Origin of the sequence: Mesorhizobium sp. M1A.F.Ca.ET.072.01.1.1 (genome assembly GCF_004023325.1) — a bacterium.
GTDB lineage: Bacteria > Pseudomonadota > Alphaproteobacteria > Rhizobiales > Rhizobiaceae > Mesorhizobium.
The window spans coordinates 1-17,189 of record NZ_RZSF01000123.1; the positions used below are offsets into that span (position 1 = coordinate 1).

Sequence of the window (17,189 nt, forward strand, 5' to 3'; positions counted from 1 at the left end):
CAGCCTAGCCCGTGCCGACACGCAGCATGCGCTGTTGGGCGATCCGCCGCCGACGAATGTTGCGTGCTGGGCACAAGAGACGGCAAAATCTTCCGCGGCGGTCAGGGCCTGCGCGGGCGCTCGCTAGCCCACTGTGACGTAGATCTTGCGCACGGTCTCGATGGTCTTCCAAACACCCGTGAAGCCCGGCTTCATGACGAAGCTGTCGCCGGCCCGGTAGGTCACCGTTTCGCCGGCGTCGGGCGTGATTTCGACCACGCCGGCGAGGATATGGCAGAACTCGAAGGTTTCCCCCTTGATCGAGCGCGTTTCGCCGGGCGTGGCCTCCCAGACGCCGGTATGGACAAGGTCGTCCTTGGCCACGTCCTGCGCCCAGGTTTTGAAGGCGGGATTGCCGACAATGAGCCGCTCCGGCAGCGCGGTCGATTCGCGGGGCGAAAAGTTTGGGTCGATATCGATGGACTTGAGCAGGGACAAAGGATGGCCTTTCCAGTTGAGTTTCAATAGCCGCGCGACCGGTCGACGAGCCCGATGGGATCGAGCCCGGCGCGGTGGCGCTTGATGTTGTCGATGACGGCCTGGGCGGCGGTCGCGGGTTGGGTGACGCTGGCTATGTGCGGAGTCAGGATGATCTTCGGATGCGACCAGAACGGATGTCCCGCGGGCAGCGGTTCGGGATCGGTCACGTCGATCATCGCCGACGACAAATGGCCGCTATCGAGCGCGGCGACAAGCGCTTCGTGATCGAGCTGCGGGCCTCGACCCGTATGAACGAGAGCCGCCCCGTCAGGCAGTTTCGCGAACAGGCCGGCGTTCAGAAATCCGCGCGTCTCCTCGGTCAGTGGCAGCAGGCAGATCAGTATGTCACTGGCCGCCAGCATCTGCTCCAGCCCAAGCTCGCCATGATAACAGGTCACCCCTTCGAGCCGCCGCGGGGAGCGGCTCCATCCGGAGAGCTGGAAGCCGAAAGGTTTCAGCCGGTCGAGGACGGCTTGGCCAAGCTGTCCGAGGCCGAGCACGCCGATCCGGCGCGACGCGGCTTGAGGCTGAGGGATGTCGCGCCATTCTCCGGCGCGCTGCTGCGCCAGATAGGCCGGCAAGTTGCGGTGGAGCGCAAGCACGGCGAGCGTCACATACTCCTGCATCATGCGCACGATGCCCTCCTCGACCATGCGCACGATCTTCACCGGCGCGGGCACCGCGTCGAAGCGGAACTGATCGACGCCGGCGCCGATGGAGAACAGGATTTCGAGGTTGGTGTAGCGGTCGAGGTTCTCCGGCACCGTCCAGGTGATCAGGTAGCGCACTGCGTCGGGATCGACCGTAGCGGCATCGATCGTGAAGGGGAGGTCCGGCAACTCCTTAGCGAAGGCCTCGGCGAAGATCGCGCCACGCCGCGCGTCGGAATTGAAGAGGAATGTCATTCCGGCTGCTCCTTCAGGCCGCGCATCGCGCGCCCAGCACCTCGATCATCTGCTGGCAGGCGGCGAGCTCGCTGGCGAGAATATATTCGTCCGGCTTGTGGGCGCGCCCGATATCGCCGGGGCCGCAGATGATCGCATCGAGCCCGGAGCCTTGGTAAAGTCCGGCCTCCGTCCCGTAGCTGACGGCGGCTAAAGGCGCTTCGCCGGTCAATTCGCGCAGCAGTCCCGCCAGAGCCGAGTCTTGCGGCAGCGACAGCGCCGGATAGGCGCTGATCGGCTTCCATTCAACAACATAGCCTTGAGCGGCAAGAGCTTCAGCCCGCGCCTTGACCGGGGTGAGCAAGCCAGCCGGTTCGATGCCCGGTATTGCGCGCGCCTCCAGGTCGAGCGTGCAGCTGTCGGGGATGATGTTGACCGACTGGCCGCCTGCGATCACACCGGCCTGCAGCGAGGAATAGGCCGGCTCGAAGGTTGGGTCGCACAGGCCGTGCATCAGCCGCTCCGCTTCACTCACGGCGGCGCTCAGCACACCGGACATCGCATGGATGGCGTTAAGCCCAAGATCCGGCCGCGAGGAATGCCCGGAGCGGCCGCTGATGATCACGCGGGCGGCCGCCTTGCCCTTGTGGCCGCGCACGGCGCGCATGCCGCTCGGCTCGCCGACGATGACGCCGAGCGGCTTGGCGCAAAGCTCGGGCAACCCGGCGATCAAATGCGGCACGCCCCGGCACCCGATCTCCTCGTCATAGGAGAAAGCGAGGTGGATCGGTCTGGCGAGGCGCAGCCGCATAAGCGCAGGCACAGCGGCGAGCGCGGCGGCGAGAAACCCCTTCATGTCGGTGGTGCCGCGTCCGTAGAGGCGTTCGCTCTCCCGGCGCAGCGAAAAAGGGGCCGAACTCCATTGCGGCTCGCCGGCGGGGACAACGTCCATATGACCGGATAGGATGTAGCCCGGAACCTCGGCGGGGCCGATGGTGGCGAAAAGATTGAAACGGTCGCCCTCTGGCCCTGGGAGCAGGGTGACCTTCGCGCCTTGTTCGGCGAGATGAGCCTCGATCCAGCCGGCAATGTCGCCGTTCGGCTTGCCGGCGACCGACGGAAAGGCGACGAGACGGTCGAGGATGTCGAAGACGTCCATTCCAGCCCTCAAGGCATTCAGGGTTTTGCCGGCATCGATGCCGCATGCTGGTGAATTTCCGCAGAGGATGGGTGCGTTGCCACGCGATTGCATGCCGAAAGCGGAAGTGTTTCAGTTGAATCTTGCGTTGGTGCACGGCTTTCGAGCAAATCCTGTGGGGTTTGCTTGTCTAGCGTTGGCGGGCACGGGGCAGCGGTCTGCTCGCCCGTTGATTTTTGAGGGTTCTTTATTTTTGAGGGTTCTTTCAGGGCCATGGAAGTGAAGCCGTCCGAAAGCTTGAAAATCGATGCCTTTTCCATGCGTATCGGCGACGTCCAAGATGTCGACCTGGAGAGGTTGCACGCGCTCTCCCTGTCGGTGGGATGGCCGCATCGCGCCGAGGATTGGCAATTCCTGCGTGAATCGGGCCAAGGCTTCGTGGCGCTCGATGAGATCGGCCGGGCTCTCGGTTCGGCCATGTGGTTCCCGCATGGCGCCAATTTCGCCACCTTGGGGATGGTCATCACCTCGCCGCGGCTTCAGACGCAGGGGGCGGCGCAATGGCTGATGAAGCGGATCTTCGACAGGATCCCCGGGCGCGACCTGCGCCTCAATGCAACCCGCGCTGCGCGGCGGCTTTATCTCTCTCTCGATTTCCGGCCGGAGAAGACTGTCTATCAATGCCAGGGCATCGCCCGCGTGCCGACAGTGGGCCGGCCGACGGAGGCGCACGGTAGCGTCCGGACGTTGGACGCGGGCGATATTGCGGCAGCGATCGAGCTGGACGCGGCGGGATTTGGCGTGAGGCGCACAGCGCTCGTTGAAAAGCTCTTCGGGCAATCGGCCGGCTATGGGCTTTTCGACGGGAACAAGCTGACCGCTTTTGCCCTCTGCCGACCGTTCGGACGGGGCCATGTCATAGGGCCGGTGGTGGCGGGAAGCGACCCCGACGCCCTGGCGGTCGTCAGGCCGCACGTGGCCGACCATTCGGGATATTTCCTCAGGATCGACACGCACATGGACAATGGCGAGTTCGCCGCCTTCCTGTCGCACAGCGGAATGCCGGTCTTCGACACGGTGCTGACCATGTCGAAGGGCAAATGCCTCGCCGATTTTTCCGACGGCGGCTCGGCTAGGCCGAAGACCTATGCCTTAGCAAGTCAGACCCTCGGATAGTTGTCTTCGGATTGCTTCCTTCCCCCGGACGGATGGCTGCCGAGCCGTCAGCCTAAACGGTTTCTACATGGGCGTTGGCTCGTTCCATGATCCACCCTCTGACGGTCCTCACCACGCTGCCTTTCGAAAGCTGGCTCTCCGAAAGATAATAGGTCCATGGACTGGCGGCTCGCACGGGGAAAGGCTCCACCAGAAGCCCGCGGCTGATATAGGTTCTCGCCAGCGAATATTGCGTGGCGACGCAGCCCGCGCCCATTGCCGCCAGTTCCAGCGCAATGTTCGAGGCGTTCGTGGTGATGCCTTTCTCATAATCCGAAATGTCGATCTGCAGCGCGTCGCCCATGCATTGCCAATATTCTTGGCGGCCATGGACGAAGATCCAGTCGACGTTGAGGATATCGCGCGGCGAGCGCAGCCCTTTCGGGCCGGACAGCAGGCCGGGTGCGCAGAGGATGGCGAGCTGGTCGTTCCACAGCGGAACGCCACTCGGCGGGCGATCGTCGAAGCGGCGGGTCGAGATGGTGATGTCGGCGATCTGCTCGCTGAGGTCTTCCCAGATCGTGCCGTGCAGAACGACCTCGATCTCGGGATGGATTTGCCGGAACGCCGCCATGCAGCCGGCCAGCCAGTTTTCGGCCAGGCTCATCGGGCAGGAGATGACGACCGTCCTGTTGCGCGAGGAGGCGACGATCGCCTCCGTGGCGTGATCGATCTGGTCGAGCGCCTGCCGCAGCGTCGGCAGGAAGGCCTCGCCCATTTCGGTCAGCTTCAGGCTGCGCGGATAGCGCACGAAGAGCTGCCGGCCAAGATAGTGTTCCAGCCCCCGCACATGATTGCTGACGGCCGCCTGGGTGTAGCCGAGCTCGCTGGCAGCGAGGGTGAAGCTGAGATGCCGCGCCGAGCACTCGAACGAGCGGATATAGTTCAGTGGGGGTGGCGGCTTCATGCGATCGCTCCTTGGCAAAGCGAAAACTAGACCGGCTTCGTTGGCCTCCGCAACCGCCTTGACCTCGATTTTTTTGTGCGATGGCGCCAAACTAATTACGTGCCTGGCCCATGAGACCAAATTATTCGTAGTTATCTTGGAGCGATCGGGACGCGAAAGGTGGCGCCATGGACCAGCGGACGGCGGAAGGTGAGTCTGCTTCCACCGCATTTGCCCGTGTTGCCGACTTCGTGCTGCGCAGGTTGGCCGGCGCGTTCCCACGCGACGTTCTGAAATCGGCAGCCCTGCAGTTCCTCGACACGATGGGCATTGCCATCGCCGCCGGCCCGATGCAGGCGGGGCGAATCGCGCGCGACGCCGCGGTTATGCTCTACGGTTCCGGCGCCGACCGGCACGCAGCGAGGATGATCTTCGACGGCAGGCGCGCCAGCATGGCCGGCGCCGCCTTCGCGGCAGCGACCCAGACCGACAATCTCGACGGCCATGATGGTTACCCGCCGACCAAGGGGCACATCGGCGTGGCGGTTATCCCGGCGCTGCTTGCGCTCGCAGAAGAAAAGCCGGAGTTGACCGGCCCCGAGGCGCTTGCCGCGATCGTCGTCGGCTATGAGATCGCGGGGCGGGCCGGCATTGCGCTGCACGCAACCGTCTCCGACTATCACACCTCCGGCGCGTGGAATTCTCTTGGCGTGGCGGCGGTCGCGGCCCGCCTGCTTTCGCTTGACGACGATCAACTGCGCCATGCTTTCGGCATCGCCGAGTATCACGGACCGCGCAGCCAGATGATGCGCGAGATCGCAACGCCGACCATGCTGCATGACGGCTCAGGCATGGGGGCGCTGGTCGGGCTGTCGGCCGCCGTGCTTGCCGAAGCCGGTTTCGCCGGCGCGCCGGCGATCACTGTCGAGGCGCCGGAGGTCGCGGCACATTGGGATGACCTCGGCCGGTTCTGGCAGATGACCCGGCAATACATAAAACCCTATCCGGTCTGCCGCTGGGCCCATGCGGCGATCGACGCGACGCGCGCGCTTTGCCTGCAGCATGGGCTTCGGCCGGAAGACATACGCAAAGTCCATGTCAACAGCTTCCACTATGCAGCGACGCTGTTTGCCGGCATGCCGGACACGACATCAAAGGCGCAGTACAGCCTGCCCTTCGCCGTGGCCACGATGATCCTCCATGGTCGGATCGGCGTGGAGCACATTTCGGGCTCGGGTCTGCGCGATGCCGCCGTCGCGGACATGCTGAAGCGCGTCGAGGTGAACGAGGCGGCGAAGCACAGCGACCGTTTCCCCGCCGGGCGCTGGGCCGACGTGCAGATCGAGACGGTTGACGGCCGGCGGCTGGAGTCCGGAGATGTCCACGCACGCGGCGGCCCCGAAGCCCCGTTCAGCGAAGCCGATATCGTCGCCAAGTATATGGAGTTTGCGTCGCCCGTTCTCGGCTCGACCAGGGCCGCCGCGATCCGGGACGGTATTCTCGGCCTGATCGACGCCGACCGCCGGTTTTCCGAGCTGACCGCTCTCGTCTACGATCCTCCTGGCGGCCAGGGCAGCCATGCCGCTTAGGCTGCTCAAATACGGGCTTAGCCGCGACTATCCGGTGACGGGCGACATTCCCGCGACGCCTGAGCTGAAGCCGTCCTATGACGTGGTCATCGTCGGTGGCGGCGGGCATGGTTTGGCCTGCGCGCATTATCTGTCGAAATACCATGGTATCGCCAGCATCGCGGTGCTCGAAAAAGGCTATCTGGCCGGAGGCAATACGGCACGCAACACCACGACGATCCGCTCCAATTACATCACCCAGGAAGGCGTCGCTTTCTACAAGGAAGGCGTTTCGCTCTTCGAAGCGCTGTCGCAGGAACTCGACTTCAACGTCATGTTCTCGCAGCGCGGCCAGCTGACGCTCGCACACACGGAAGCGACGCTGCGCGCCTTCCATCTGCGCGCCGAGATGGGCAAGCATATGGGCACGCGCACCGAGGTGATCGACGCAAAAGAGGTCGAGAAGCTGGTGCCCGAACTCAACATGGATCGCGGCGGCGCGCTCGAGATCCTCGGCGGCCTCTGGCATGCCGATGGCGGCACGGCCCGCCACGATGCGGTTGCCTGGGGCTTCGCCGCGCAGGCCTCGCGCCGCGGCGCCGAAATCCACCAGCGCACCGAAGTTCAAGGCTTTGAGGTCGAGACCGGTCGGGTGCGCGCTGTGGTGACGAACCGCGGACGGATCGCCTGCGGCTCCGTGCTCATCGCCGCCGGCGGCATGAACTACGATGTCGCCATGATGGCCGGCGTGGAACTGCCGATCCGCTGCTACCCCTTGCAGGCAATGGTGACGCAGCCGCTGAAGCCCTGGCTCCACACACTGGTCTCGTCCGTGTCGCTGCACACTTATCTGGTGCAGTCCTCGCGCGGCGAGATCGTGATCGGTGGCGGCTCGGATCCGTACCAGCTCTATTCGACCCGCTCGACGCTGGACATGAAGGAGCATCTGGCCGAAGGCGCCGTGCATCTCTTTCCCCTCCTGCAAGGCGTTCGGCTGCTGCGGCAATGGGCCGGCATCACCGACATGACGCCGGACTACAGCCCGATCATGGGCGCCAGCCCGCTCGCCAATCTGTGGCTCGATTGCGGCTGGGGCACCTGGGGCTTCAAGGCGACTGCGGTCGCCGGCAAGCGCCTGGCGGAAACCATCGCCAGAGGCCGGGTTCCCGACCTGCTGAAGCCGTTTGCGCTGGAGCGCTTCGAGAAGTTCCGACTGCTCAACGAAATGGGCGCCACGGCGGCGAGCCACTGACCATGAAGCTGCTTGACTGCCCCATGAACGGCCCGCGCAACATCGACGAATTCCAGTCCTTCGGTCCGCTGCGGCAGGCGCCAGATACGGATTCTGCCGCCGACGCTGAGTGGGCAAGGCATCTCTTCCGCGCGGACAATCGAAAAGGTGTGGTGGTCGAGTGGTGGCGGCACGTGCCGAGCAACTTCTTCTTCCTCGCCGAGCGCGACGTCGTCACCAACGAAATCATCCGCACCTACGCCCCTGGGAGCCGGCCATGACGCGGCTTGGCACGCCATACGGCTCGCGCCTCGACCGGACGCGGCCTGTCCGCTTCACCTTCGAAGGCAAGGCTTATCATGGCTTTGCCGGCGACTGCATCGCCAGCGCGCTGGCGGCCTCGGACCAGTGGGTCCTGTCGCGCTCGTTCAAATACCACCGGCCGCGCGGCATCATGACCATGGCCGGCGCGGAAGCGAACACGCTGGTGCAATTGCCGTCGGAGCCGAATGTTCCCGCCGACCTGACGCCGCTCCAGGACGGCATGATGGTGACGGCGCAGAACGTCAACGGCTCGCTGGAAAACGACCGCGATGCGGTGATCGACCGCTTTGGACGTTTCCTGCCGGTCGGCTTCTACTACCGCACCTTCATGGGTCCGAGACAGGACAGCTGGCTCCGCTTCTGGGAGCCGATGATCCGTCGCAAGGCGGGGCTCGGGATCGTCGACGTCAAGGCGCCGCATCTGAGTTTCGACAAGGCGCATCTTCACTGCGACCTGCTGGTCGTCGGCGCGGGGCCGGCGGGTCTATCGGCTGCGATCTCGGCCGCACAAGCCGGCGCCGACGTGCTGTTGTGCGACGACAATCCCGAAATTGGCGGTTCGCTGACCTATCGCCGCTGCGATCCGGGCATATTGTTCAGTCTGGCAGCCAAGGCAGCCAAGCTCCCCAATCTGCGCATCATGACCGGCACCATCTGCAACGGCTGGTATGAGGACAATTGGCTGCCGCTGATCCAGGGCAACCGGCTCTACCGAACCCGCGCCCGCGAGGTTGTCCTGGCGACAGGCGCCATCGAGCAGCCGGCGGTGTTCCGCAACAACGATCTGCCTGGCATCATGACCGGCGGCGCCGTGCAACGATTGCTCCGCCATTACGCGGTGCAACCTGGCCGGCGGGCAGTCGTGCTGGCCACCAATGACGATGGCTACGACTCCGCGCTGGATCTGGTCGAGGCTGGCGTCGAACTGGCCGCGATCGTCGATCCTCGGCCAAATGCCGGCGACCGCGCCGGTGAGCTTCGGGCCAGGGGGATAGGGATCCTCGCAGGCGCCCCGATCGAGGAAGCTTCCGGGACGCGCGGCAACAAGCACGTCGCGCGAGTCCGCATTGGCAGCCGCTGGATCGACTGCGATCTCGTGGCGGTCTCCGTCGGCTCGGTGCCTGCCTGGCAGTTGCCCTGCCATGCGGGAGCGATAGTCGGCTACGACGATGCGACGGCGCGAATGACGCTCAGTCTGCCGGAGGGCGCGGCCGTCCGGCTGGCAGGCGCCGTTGCCGGCAAATCGCGGTTGCAGTCTGCGATGGCCGACGGCCGCCGCGCCGCGCGCGAGGCTCTGGAGCGGCTCGGCCACGGCGATCCTCCTGACGTGCAGAACGAATACGAGCCCGAGCCAGCTGCCTGGGCACAACCGCTCGCCGGCAACGCAAAAGGTCGCGACTTCGTCGATTTCGATGAGGATCTGCAGGTCAAGGACCTGCGGAATGCGGTCAAGGAAGGCTATCGCGAACTCGAACTGGTGAAGCGCTTTTCCACCGTCGGCATGGGGCCTAGCCAGGGCCGCCATTCGGCGCTCGCCACGGCGCGGATCGTCGCCGAAGCGACGGGGCGTGGGGTTGGCGAGGTGGGCGTCACCACGGCGCGGCCGCCGACCGGACCGGAGAAGCTCGGCGTGCTCGCCGGCCATCACGAGCCGTTGGAGCGGCGCACCGCGCTGCATGCGCGCCATCTCGCACTCAACGCTCGCATGAAGCCGATCGGTGCCTGGTGGCGGCCGTATTTTTACGGGCCGGAAGACCGGATAGACCGTCTGGTCCGCGAAGAGATCGCCGCGGTCCGCAACGGCGTCGGCATGCTCGACGTGTCGACTTTGGGCAAGCTGGAGATCCGCGGTCCTGACGCCGGCGCCTTCCTCGATCGGATGTACACGATGGCGCATGCCAACCAGCGCGTCGGCCGCGTCCGCTACTGCCTGATGCTCAACGAGATGGGCACGGTTATCGATGACGGCGTCGCCTATCGTCTCGCCGATGACCTGTTCTACGTCACCGCGACGACCGGCGCCGTCGCCCGCGTGCAGGCCGACATGCTGTTCTGGAATGCGCAGTGGCGGCTGAAGGTCGACGTGCTCAACGTCACGGCGGCATTTTCCGGCATGAACGTCACCGGCCCGAAGGCGCGTGAGGTCTTGCAGGCGCTAGATGGCGACATCGATTTCTCGCGCGACGCTTTCCCCTATCTCCACGGGCGCGAAGGCATGCTGGCCGGCCTGCCGGTGCGTGTGATGCGGATCGGCTTCACGGGCGAGGTGAGCTACGAGCTCCACTGTCCTTCGAGCTACGCGGTCGCGCTGTGGGACGCTTTGTCTGAGGCCGGCAAGCCGCATGGCTTGCGCCCCTATGGACTCGAGGCCTCGCGCATGCTGCGGCTTGAAAAGGGGCATATCCTGATCGGCCAGGATACCGACGCGCTGACCACGCCCGACGAGCTCGGTTTCGGCTGGGCGGTTTCGAAGAAGAAGCCCTTCTTCGTCGGCAAGCGGTCGACCGAGATGCGGACGAGGCTTGGCGAAACGCGCCGGCTCGTCGGCCTCTCTTTCGAGGGTGCAAGCAATATCCCAGGCGAGTCCTGCCTGGTGCTGCGCGGCGGCAACCCGGTGGGGCAGATCACTTCGATTGGCTTCTCGCCAACGCTTGGCCACACAATCGCGCTGGCCTATGTCCATATCGACGACGCTGCCCCCGGCAGCAAGGTCACGGTGAAGTGTCGCAGCGGCGAATTGGTGCAGGTGCCGGTGGTCGGTCACGCCTTCTTCGATCCGCAGAACGTCCGGCAGGAGATGTAATGATGGCCGGTCTCGCCATGCGGACATTTCCCCTGTCGCCGAACGGCTCGGCCGCTGAAGCAGTTCTGCCAAATGGGCAGCTGATAGTGACCGATCTGACGGCCCGATCGCGCTTCGGCATCAAGGGTCCGGGCAGTTCAGCCTGGCTCGAAGCGCAGGGTCTCGCCTTGCCGCCCGTCAATCGCATCGCCAGGCAGGGCGGCGTCAGGCTGCTGCGTCTAGGCAGCGAAGATTTCCTGGCGATTGACGATATCGCCGGTGGCGCCGTCGCAAAGCTCGTCGCTGCCTGGCAGGCCGAGAAGGGCCCGCGCGGCTATTGGTCCTGGCGCGAGGAAGGCTGGAGCTGGATGCGGCTCTCCGGTCCGCCGGCCGAAGCAGCAATGTCGAGGCTTTGCGCGCTGGACCTCAGGCCTGGCCGTTTTGCCGATGACGCGATCGCGCAGACGCGCGTCGCCCATCTCGAAGCCGTGCTGGTGCGCAGCGAGGGAGGCTTCGACGTCTTCTTCGACATCGCCTCGACAGCATTATTCATCAAAATAGTCAGTACGGCGGCGCAGCTCGCCGACGGCGACACGACGACCCGGGAGAACCATCGATGAACAGCGTGCAAGGCGTCATTGCGCCCATCCTGACGCCCTTCGACAAAGACGGCAGCGTCGCCCGCGATCTGTGGGTCAACCATGCGAAATGGGTGCTTGCCCAGGGCGCGCATTACCTTTCGCCCTTTGGTACGACCGGCGAGGCGCTGTCGCTGTCGCCGCGCGAACGCATGCAAGCTCTGCAGTGGCTGGCCGAGGCCGGCATCCCGGCCGATAAGATGATGCCGGGCACAGGCGTTACCGCGCTGCCCGAGACGCTCGAACTCAGCCGGCATGCCCTGGAACTCGGCTGCGCCGGCGTCATGGTGCTGCCTTCGTTCTTCTACACGGCGGCGGGCGATAACGGGCAGGCACGCTATTATTCGGAACTGGTCGAGAAAGTCGCCAGCCCGAAGCTCAAGCTGATCCTCTATCACATCCCGCAGAATTCCGGGGTGCCGGTGTCGCCGGCGCTGACGGCGCGGCTCAACGCGGCATTTCCCGAAACCGTTGTCGCCTACAAGGACAGTGCCGGGAACTGGGACAACACCGCGGCCGTGATCGCCGCGGCGCCCAACGTCTCCGTCTTCCCGAGTTCCGAAGGCCAGCTCACCCAAGGCCTGGCCGCCGGCGCGGCGGGTTGCATTTCCGCTTCCGTCAACCTCAACGCCAAGGCTATCCGCGCCGTCTATGACGGCGCGCGCGCCGGCCGCGACGTCTCGGCCGCCGATGCCGCCATCAAGGAATTTCGAAAGGCGGTTCAGACCGCGGGGCTGATCGGCGGCATGAAAGCGGCACTTGCCGTGCGCTCCGGCGACCAGCGCTGGCTCAACCTGCGCGCGCCGCATGAGAACACCAGCCCGCAGGCAGGCAAGGCTTTGCTCGAGGCACTGGGTCCTCTTGCCGATCACATTCCTGGTCCGAGGCGGGGCTGAAATGTCCGCGCGGCCAACAATCATCGTCAGCAGCGACGCGCCGGACGGGCCGATTGCGGCGCTGGCGGAAACCCATCCCGATCTCAGGGTGCTCGGCTGCGACAGCTACGAGGTGCTTCCCGACCTGATTGCGGACACCGGCGCCGAGGTGGTGTTCACCATCAAATTCGACCGGGGATCGCGCTATCCGCGCGCGGCGCTGGTCGAGAGCCCGACCGTGCGCTGGGTTTCGGTCGGCGGCTCCGGCACGGATCACCTGCGCCCCTGGGATCCGACAAGGGTGACGATAACCAATTCGGCCGGCGTCGCCGCCGACATGATGGCCGAATATGTCTTCGGCGCGATGCTTTCCTTCTCGCTCGGCCTGCGCGGCTTCGCGCGCGAGCAGGCTGCCAGGAGTTGGACGGCCGGCAAGGTCGAGCCGATCCAGGGCAAGACGCTGCTGATCCTTGGGCTCGGCAAGACGGGGCAGGCGGTCGCCATCCGGGCCAGGGCCTTCGGCATGACGACCCTGGGCGTGCGCGCCAGCCCGAAACCGACCGACCACATCGATGAGGTGCACGGCATGGCCGACCTGCCCGGGCTGTGGGGTCGTGCCGATTTCATCTTGTGCGCCGTGCCGCTGCTCGAAAGCACACGTGGCATTGTGGGCAGCGAAGCCTTCTCGGCGATGAAGCCTTCGGTGGTGCTGATCGACGTTTCCCGCGGCGGCGTCGTCGACGAGGCGGCGCTCCTTGCGGCGCTCGACGGTGGCCGGATCAAGGGCGCGGCGCTCGACGTCTTCGCCGTCGAGCCGCTGCCGCCGGCGCATCCGCTGTGGGGCTACGAGAACGTGATCGTCACGCCGCATTGCTCGTCCGTCTACGACGGCTGGGACGTGAAGTCGGCACGCATGTTTGCCGAGAATCTCACCCGCTACCGGCGTGGCGAGCCTTTGGCGAATGTCGTCGATCCGGGACACGGCTATTGAGGAGGACAGGCCGATGACAGCGCATGACAGGCGAAGCGGCGGACGGCGCACCAGAGCGGCCGGGCGCAGTGGCGGCGGCATTGCGCAACTGCCCTGGCAGCGCGTCACAAACCCCTACGCGCCGATGCAGATCCTCGACGAGGAGCAGATGGACAAGCTCCACCGGACCTCGATGCGTATTTTGTCCGAACTCGGCATCCGCGTCATGGGCGAGAAGGTGCTGGGTATCTTCGAGGCCGCGGGCGCCATCGTTGATCGGGCCGAGAACACGGTGCGGATCGACGAGAGCATCGTCAGGGAAGCGCTTAGGAACGCGCCATCGTCCTTCTCGCTAAGCTCGCGCAATCCGGACAAGCAGATCCGCATCGGCGGCAATTCGCTGGTGTTCGGGCTGGTCGCCGGGCCGCCCAATGTGCATGACCGCATCAACGGCCGCCGGCAGGGCAATCTGGCTGACTATGAGAACTTCATCCGCCTCGCGCATCATTTCAACGCCATCCATATCATCGGCAACCAGGTGGTGGCGCCTATGGAGCTGCCGGCGAATTCGCGCCATCTCGACACCTATCGCGCCAATCTCACGCTGTCGGATCTGAGCTTCCATTGCTCGGCGATCGGCCGCGGCCGCGCCATGGATAGCATCGCCATGACGGCGATCGCACGCGGCACGACCATCGAGGCACTGCGCAATTCGCCGGGGGTCACGACGATTATTTCCGTCAACTCGCCGCGCCTGTTCGACGAGGCGATGGCCGAAGGCCTGATCGCCATGGCCGAGCACGGCCAGCCGGTGACGATCACGCCCTTCACCCTGATGGGCGCCATGACCCCCGTGACGCTGGCCGCGGCTCTTGCGCAGCAGAATGCCGAGGCCCTGTTCGGCGTGACGCTGACGCAGCTGGTCAATCCCGGCACGCCGGTGATGTATGGCGCCTTCACGTCCAATGTCGACATGCGCTCCGGCGCGCCTGCCTTCGGCACGCCGGAGAACGCCAAGGCCAACATCGTCGCCGGACAGCTGGCGCGGCGCTACAACCTTCCTTACCGCACCTCCAACGCCAATGCCTCCAATGTGGTCGACCTGCAGGCGGCCTATGAGACCGAGATGGCGACCTGGGGCGCGGTGCTCGGCGGCGCGAACCTGATCTATCACGCCGCCGGATGGCTGGAGGGCGGGCTGACAGCCTCCTACGAGAAGCTCGTCCTCGACGTCGAGATCCTGCAGAACATGATGGAGTTCCTGCGGCCGATGCCGTTCGAGGAGGACGACCTCGGCTTCGAGGCGATCAAGGCCGTGCCGACCGGCGGACATTTCTTCGGGTCGGAGCACACCATGGCGCGCTACGAGACCGCCTTCTACCGGCCGATGCTGTCCAATTGGCAAAATTACGGCAGCTGGCAGGAAGCGGGCGGCCACGATGCGCTGGAGCGGGCGACGCAGCTCTGGCAGCAGGCACTCAGCGACTACGAGGAACCGGTTATGGATCCAGCCATCCGCGAGGCGCTGGACGCCTATGTGGCGCGCCGCAAGGAGGAGATCGGCGCCGGCGAGCCCTAAGCGCCTGGAGTTCAACGAAAGAAAGGGGAAGCGCATGACAAGACAGCATTTGCTGGGCACAGTGTTAGCCCTCGCTCTTACCGCATCGGCACACGCCGCGAACGTCAAGGTGATCAATGACGACGCTTGGTTCGCCGAGGGCCCGATCTGGTACCAGGACAAGCTCTTCTACGTCGAATACGGCCGCGGCACTGTGGACGTTTGGGACGGCAAGAAGAACGCGATTTTCTGGAAGATGGATGGCTGCGGCCCTTCGGCCGTGCTGCCGACCGCGACGGGCGAATTCGTCGTCACCTGCTACGACAACAACACGATCGGCCGCATCTCGGCCGACGGCAAGACGCTGCCGGCCTACGACAAGGACACCGACGGCAAGCCGTTCAGCGGCCCCAATGATTTCGCGCCGGACAAGGAGGGCGGCATCTACTTCACCGGCTCCGGCAAGGGCGGTCCGCTGATCGACGCGTCGGCCTACTACATCGGCAAGGACGGCAGCGTGAAGAAGGTGGCTGGCGACCTGCACAATGCCAATGGGCTGGTCATGTCGAACGACGGCAAGATGCTCTACCTGGTCGAAACCGAGGACAACCGCATCATCGAGTTCGACGTCCGGGCCGATCACAGCTTGAGCAACCGTCGCGTCTTCCTTCGGCTCGACGATCTGTTCCCGAACCAGCCGCATATCTGGCCGGACGGCATCAAGATGGACAAGGCTGGCGAGATGTATATCGGCCAGAGCCCTCGCTCGCTCGACGCTCCGGGCAAGATCATAGTGGTGGACAAGGACGCCAAGCTCTTGCGCACGCTTTCGGTGCCGTCGCCGTCCATGCCGAACTTCGCCTTCGGGCCCGATGAAAAGGAGCTTTACGTGATGGCCCTCGACCAGATCGATGCAGCACCTTGGCACGGCAAGGTCTACGAAATGCCGAATAAGTAGCTGCGATCGTCGTGATCGTCGGATAGGAAGGAGGCCGGCCGCTTTGCAGCCGGCCTTTGCTTTCGCGGGATGACCGCTCAGCCGGCCATCCAGCCGCCGTCCACCATCAGGTTGATCCCGGTGACGTATGTCGCAAGGTCGCTGGCCAGGAAAAGCGCCGCGCCGGCGACATCGTTCGGCTCGCCAAGCCGCGGCCATGGCGTGCGGCGGCGCGAATAGTCGAGCGCATCGGGGTCGTTGGCGATGCCAGGCTTGCCGGTGATGATCTTGCCGGGAGCTATCGCATTGCAGACGATCAGGTCGTCGGCGTGATCGACCGCGATCTGGCGCGTCATCTGCACGATCGCGCCCTTGCTGACCGAATAGGGGAAATCGCCCGGGCAGGCGACCATACCGTGCTGCGAGGCGATATTGATGATGCGCCCGCGTACGCCGTTGACCGGCTCCTGCTTGAGCATTTGCAGCACCGCCTGTTGCGAGCAGTAGAAGAAGCCGGTGACGTTGACGTTGATCACCTTCGCCCATTGCTCCGGCGTGGTCTCGAGCAGATTGGTCGAGGTGTAGATCGCGGCGTTGTTGACCAGGATATCGAGCCGCCCGAACCGGTCCACCGCCTGCCGCATGGTTATGACGGCCTGCCGATCGGCGATGTCCGTGGAGATGAAGATCGCCTCACCGCCAGCCGCTTCGATCAGCCGGACCGTTGTTTCGCCGCCTTCGATAGCTTCCTCGCGCGTATCGGCGACCACCACCTTCGCGCCGTCCTGCGCGTAGCGTTGCGCGATGGCGCGGCCGATGCCGGAGCTCGCGCCGGTGACAATGGCAACCTTGCCGTCCAGAAGACCCATCTTGCCTGCCTCAGCTTTCCCACCGCACCACTTGGCCTTGTCCCGGGTTGACCAGCGCGCCGTCACGCGTGATTTCCTCGCCGCGCAGGAACACCTGCCGCAAGGTGGCTGAAACGCTCCAGCCGTCGAAGGGCGTGTAGCCGGCCTTTGACTTCTGGTCGGCATCGCGGATGGCAAAGGTTCGCTTCGGGTCGATGATGAGGATGTCGGCATCGTGGCCGACGGCCAGCCTGCCCTTGCGCCGGCCAAGCCCGAACCGGTCGGCCGGATTGGCCGCGCACAGGCGCGCGATGTCGCGCAGCCCAATCAGGCCTTCGTCGACGAGCTTGAGCATGACGGAGAGCAGCGTCTGCAGTCCGGGCATACCGCCCGGGATGTGCGCGAAAGCCGGATAGTCGGCGGCCTTCTCGGCAGGGCTGTGTGGCGCGTGATCGGTGGCGATGATGTCGATCAGCCCGGCCGCTACAGCCTCGCGAAGCCGCTGCACATCTTGCCTCGGCCGGAACGGCGGTGATCCCTTCAGTCGCGCGCCTTGCTTTTCGTAGTCGTCCGCGCAGAAGAACAGGTTCTGGGGTGTCGTCTCGACGCTGGCATCGGCGAGATCGCGCAGGCGCCGCCAGGTCTCGACGCCGAGCGCCGAGTTGATCTGGCGGACATGAACGCGCGCGTCGGTCTCGGCCGCCGCCAGCAGCGCCCGCGCGATGCCGTTGGCCTCGGCCAGTGGTGGCCGGCTTTCGCGGAACGCTGCGATGTCGCCAGAATGAAGCCGCGCGGCGCTGCCCATGAGCAGCGATT

At 65.2% G+C, this 17,189-nt stretch carries 17 protein-coding genes; 10 read left to right on the plus strand and 7 right to left on the minus strand.

Annotated features, from left to right (window positions below; translation table 11 throughout):
- Positions 1–123: 123 nt before the first annotated feature.
- From EOA32_RS18075 to EOA32_RS38670, 4 genes are read right to left on the minus strand one after another with little or no spacing between them, the layout of a single operon-like run.
- Positions 124–477, minus strand: a complete 354-nt coding sequence (locus EOA32_RS18075; protein WP_128372462.1) for a cupin domain-containing protein — start codon at positions 475–477, stop codon at positions 124–126.
- A gap of 23 nt (positions 478–500) precedes the next feature.
- Complete coding sequence (locus tag EOA32_RS18080; RefSeq protein WP_095776343.1) at positions 501–1,424, minus strand: glyoxylate/hydroxypyruvate reductase A; 924 nt, start codon at positions 1,422–1,424, stop codon at positions 501–503.
- 13 nt (positions 1,425–1,437) lie between these two features.
- A complete protein-coding gene (gene argE, locus EOA32_RS18085) occupies positions 1,438–2,562 on the minus strand; it encodes an acetylornithine deacetylase (protein ID WP_128372463.1) in 1,125 nt (374 codons plus the stop codon).
- Positions 2,563–2,579: 17 nt separating this feature from the next.
- The gene (locus EOA32_RS38670) at positions 2,580–2,861 is read right to left on the minus strand and encodes a hypothetical protein (RefSeq protein ID WP_176477884.1); all 282 of its coding nucleotides are present in this window, start codon (positions 2,859–2,861) and stop codon (positions 2,580–2,582) included.
- Here EOA32_RS38670 and EOA32_RS18090 point away from each other — a divergent pair.
- Positions 2,815–3,717, plus strand: a complete 903-nt coding sequence (locus EOA32_RS18090) for a GNAT family N-acetyltransferase (RefSeq protein ID WP_128372464.1) — start codon at positions 2,815–2,817, stop codon at positions 3,715–3,717. The two genes, EOA32_RS38670 and EOA32_RS18090, sit on opposite strands and share 47 nt — an antisense overlap.
- Before the next feature lie 52 nt (positions 3,718–3,769).
- Here EOA32_RS18090 and EOA32_RS18095 read toward each other — a convergent pair whose 3' ends face one another.
- Positions 3,770–4,663, minus strand: a complete 894-nt coding sequence (locus EOA32_RS18095; RefSeq protein ID WP_066989425.1) for a LysR substrate-binding domain-containing protein — start codon at positions 4,661–4,663, stop codon at positions 3,770–3,772.
- A gap of 167 nt (positions 4,664–4,830) precedes the next feature.
- On the opposite strand from EOA32_RS18095, the gene EOA32_RS18100 reads away from it, so the two are divergent.
- Genes EOA32_RS18100 through EOA32_RS18140 form a run of 9 tightly spaced genes read left to right on the plus strand, consistent with a single transcriptional unit; the run spans position 4,831 to position 15,546 of the window.
- Positions 4,831–6,231, plus strand: a complete 1,401-nt coding sequence (locus EOA32_RS18100) for an MmgE/PrpD family protein (protein WP_128372465.1) — start codon at positions 4,831–4,833, stop codon at positions 6,229–6,231.
- Complete coding sequence (locus EOA32_RS18105) at positions 6,221–7,462, plus strand: FAD-dependent oxidoreductase (protein WP_128372466.1); 1,242 nt, start codon at positions 6,221–6,223, stop codon at positions 7,460–7,462. Before EOA32_RS18100 ends, EOA32_RS18105 begins: the two co-directional genes overlap by 11 nt.
- Positions 7,463–7,464: 2 nt before the next feature.
- Entirely contained in the window at positions 7,465–7,722 is a 258-nt protein-coding gene (locus EOA32_RS18110; protein WP_128372467.1) for a sarcosine oxidase subunit delta, read from the plus strand.
- The gene (locus EOA32_RS18115) at positions 7,719–10,568 is read left to right on the plus strand and encodes a 2Fe-2S iron-sulfur cluster-binding protein (RefSeq protein ID WP_128372468.1); all 2,850 of its coding nucleotides are present in this window, start codon (positions 7,719–7,721) and stop codon (positions 10,566–10,568) included. The genes EOA32_RS18110 and EOA32_RS18115 overlap by 4 nt, the downstream gene beginning before the upstream one ends.
- 2 nt (positions 10,569–10,570) lie before the next feature.
- Positions 10,571–11,167: a hypothetical protein gene (locus EOA32_RS18120; protein WP_189407212.1), complete on the plus strand. Its 597-nt coding sequence runs from the start codon at positions 10,571–10,573 to the stop codon at positions 11,165–11,167.
- The gene (locus tag EOA32_RS18125; protein ID WP_128372470.1) at positions 11,164–12,081 is read left to right on the plus strand and encodes a dihydrodipicolinate synthase family protein; all 918 of its coding nucleotides are present in this window, start codon (positions 11,164–11,166) and stop codon (positions 12,079–12,081) included. Before EOA32_RS18120 ends, EOA32_RS18125 begins: the two co-directional genes overlap by 4 nt.
- A gap of 1 nt (position 12,082) precedes the next feature.
- Positions 12,083–13,051, plus strand: a complete 969-nt coding sequence (locus EOA32_RS18130) for a D-2-hydroxyacid dehydrogenase (RefSeq protein WP_128372471.1) — start codon at positions 12,083–12,085, stop codon at positions 13,049–13,051.
- Positions 13,052–13,064: 13 nt separating this feature from the next.
- On the plus strand, positions 13,065–14,609 hold the full coding sequence (locus tag EOA32_RS18135) for a trimethylamine methyltransferase family protein (RefSeq protein WP_128372472.1): 1,545 nt from the start codon (positions 13,065–13,067) through the stop codon (positions 14,607–14,609).
- 34 nt (positions 14,610–14,643) lie between these two features.
- The gene (locus EOA32_RS18140) at positions 14,644–15,546 is read left to right on the plus strand and encodes an SMP-30/gluconolactonase/LRE family protein (RefSeq protein WP_189407213.1); all 903 of its coding nucleotides are present in this window, start codon (positions 14,644–14,646) and stop codon (positions 15,544–15,546) included.
- A 77-nt stretch (positions 15,547–15,623) separates the two neighbouring features.
- Here EOA32_RS18140 and EOA32_RS18145 read toward each other — a convergent pair whose 3' ends face one another.
- Entirely contained in the window at positions 15,624–16,394 is a 771-nt protein-coding gene (locus EOA32_RS18145; protein ID WP_128372474.1) for a glucose 1-dehydrogenase, read from the minus strand.
- A 10-nt stretch (positions 16,395–16,404) separates the two neighbouring features.
- Positions 16,405–17,189, minus strand: a 785-nt coding sequence (locus EOA32_RS18150; protein ID WP_145971314.1) for a dihydroorotase family protein, incomplete at its 5' end; no start/stop codon positions are given.

Coding starts and splice junctions, on each gene's coding strand:
- EOA32_RS18080 (WP_095776343.1), bottom strand. CDS start 1,424: ATGACATTCCTCTTCAATTCCGACGCGCGGCGTGGCGCGATCTTCGCC.
- argE (WP_128372463.1), bottom strand. CDS start 2,562: ATGGACGTCTTCGACATCCTCGACCGTCTCGTCGCCTTTCCGTCGGTC.
- EOA32_RS18090 (WP_128372464.1), top strand. CDS start 2,815: ATGGAAGTGAAGCCGTCCGAAAGCTTGAAAATCGATGCCTTTTCCATG.
- EOA32_RS38670 (WP_176477884.1), bottom strand. CDS start 2,861: ATGGAAAAGGCATCGATTTTCAAGCTTTCGGACGGCTTCACTTCCATG.
- EOA32_RS18095 (WP_066989425.1), bottom strand. CDS start 4,663: ATGAAGCCGCCACCCCCACTGAACTATATCCGCTCGTTCGAGTGCTCG.
- EOA32_RS18100 (WP_128372465.1), top strand. CDS start 4,831: ATGGACCAGCGGACGGCGGAAGGTGAGTCTGCTTCCACCGCATTTGCC.
- EOA32_RS18105 (WP_128372466.1), top strand. CDS start 6,221: ATGCCGCTTAGGCTGCTCAAATACGGGCTTAGCCGCGACTATCCGGTG.
- EOA32_RS18110 (WP_128372467.1), top strand. CDS start 7,465: ATGAAGCTGCTTGACTGCCCCATGAACGGCCCGCGCAACATCGACGAA.
- EOA32_RS18115 (WP_128372468.1), top strand. CDS start 7,719: ATGACGCGGCTTGGCACGCCATACGGCTCGCGCCTCGACCGGACGCGG.
- EOA32_RS18120 (WP_189407212.1), top strand. CDS start 10,571: ATGGCCGGTCTCGCCATGCGGACATTTCCCCTGTCGCCGAACGGCTCG.
- EOA32_RS18125 (WP_128372470.1), top strand. CDS start 11,164: ATGAACAGCGTGCAAGGCGTCATTGCGCCCATCCTGACGCCCTTCGAC.
- EOA32_RS18130 (WP_128372471.1), top strand. CDS start 12,083: ATGTCCGCGCGGCCAACAATCATCGTCAGCAGCGACGCGCCGGACGGG.
- EOA32_RS18135 (WP_128372472.1), top strand. CDS start 13,065: ATGACAGCGCATGACAGGCGAAGCGGCGGACGGCGCACCAGAGCGGCC.
- EOA32_RS18140 (WP_189407213.1), top strand. CDS start 14,644: ATGACAAGACAGCATTTGCTGGGCACAGTGTTAGCCCTCGCTCTTACC.
- EOA32_RS18145 (WP_128372474.1), bottom strand. CDS start 16,394: ATGGGTCTTCTGGACGGCAAGGTTGCCATTGTCACCGGCGCGAGCTCC.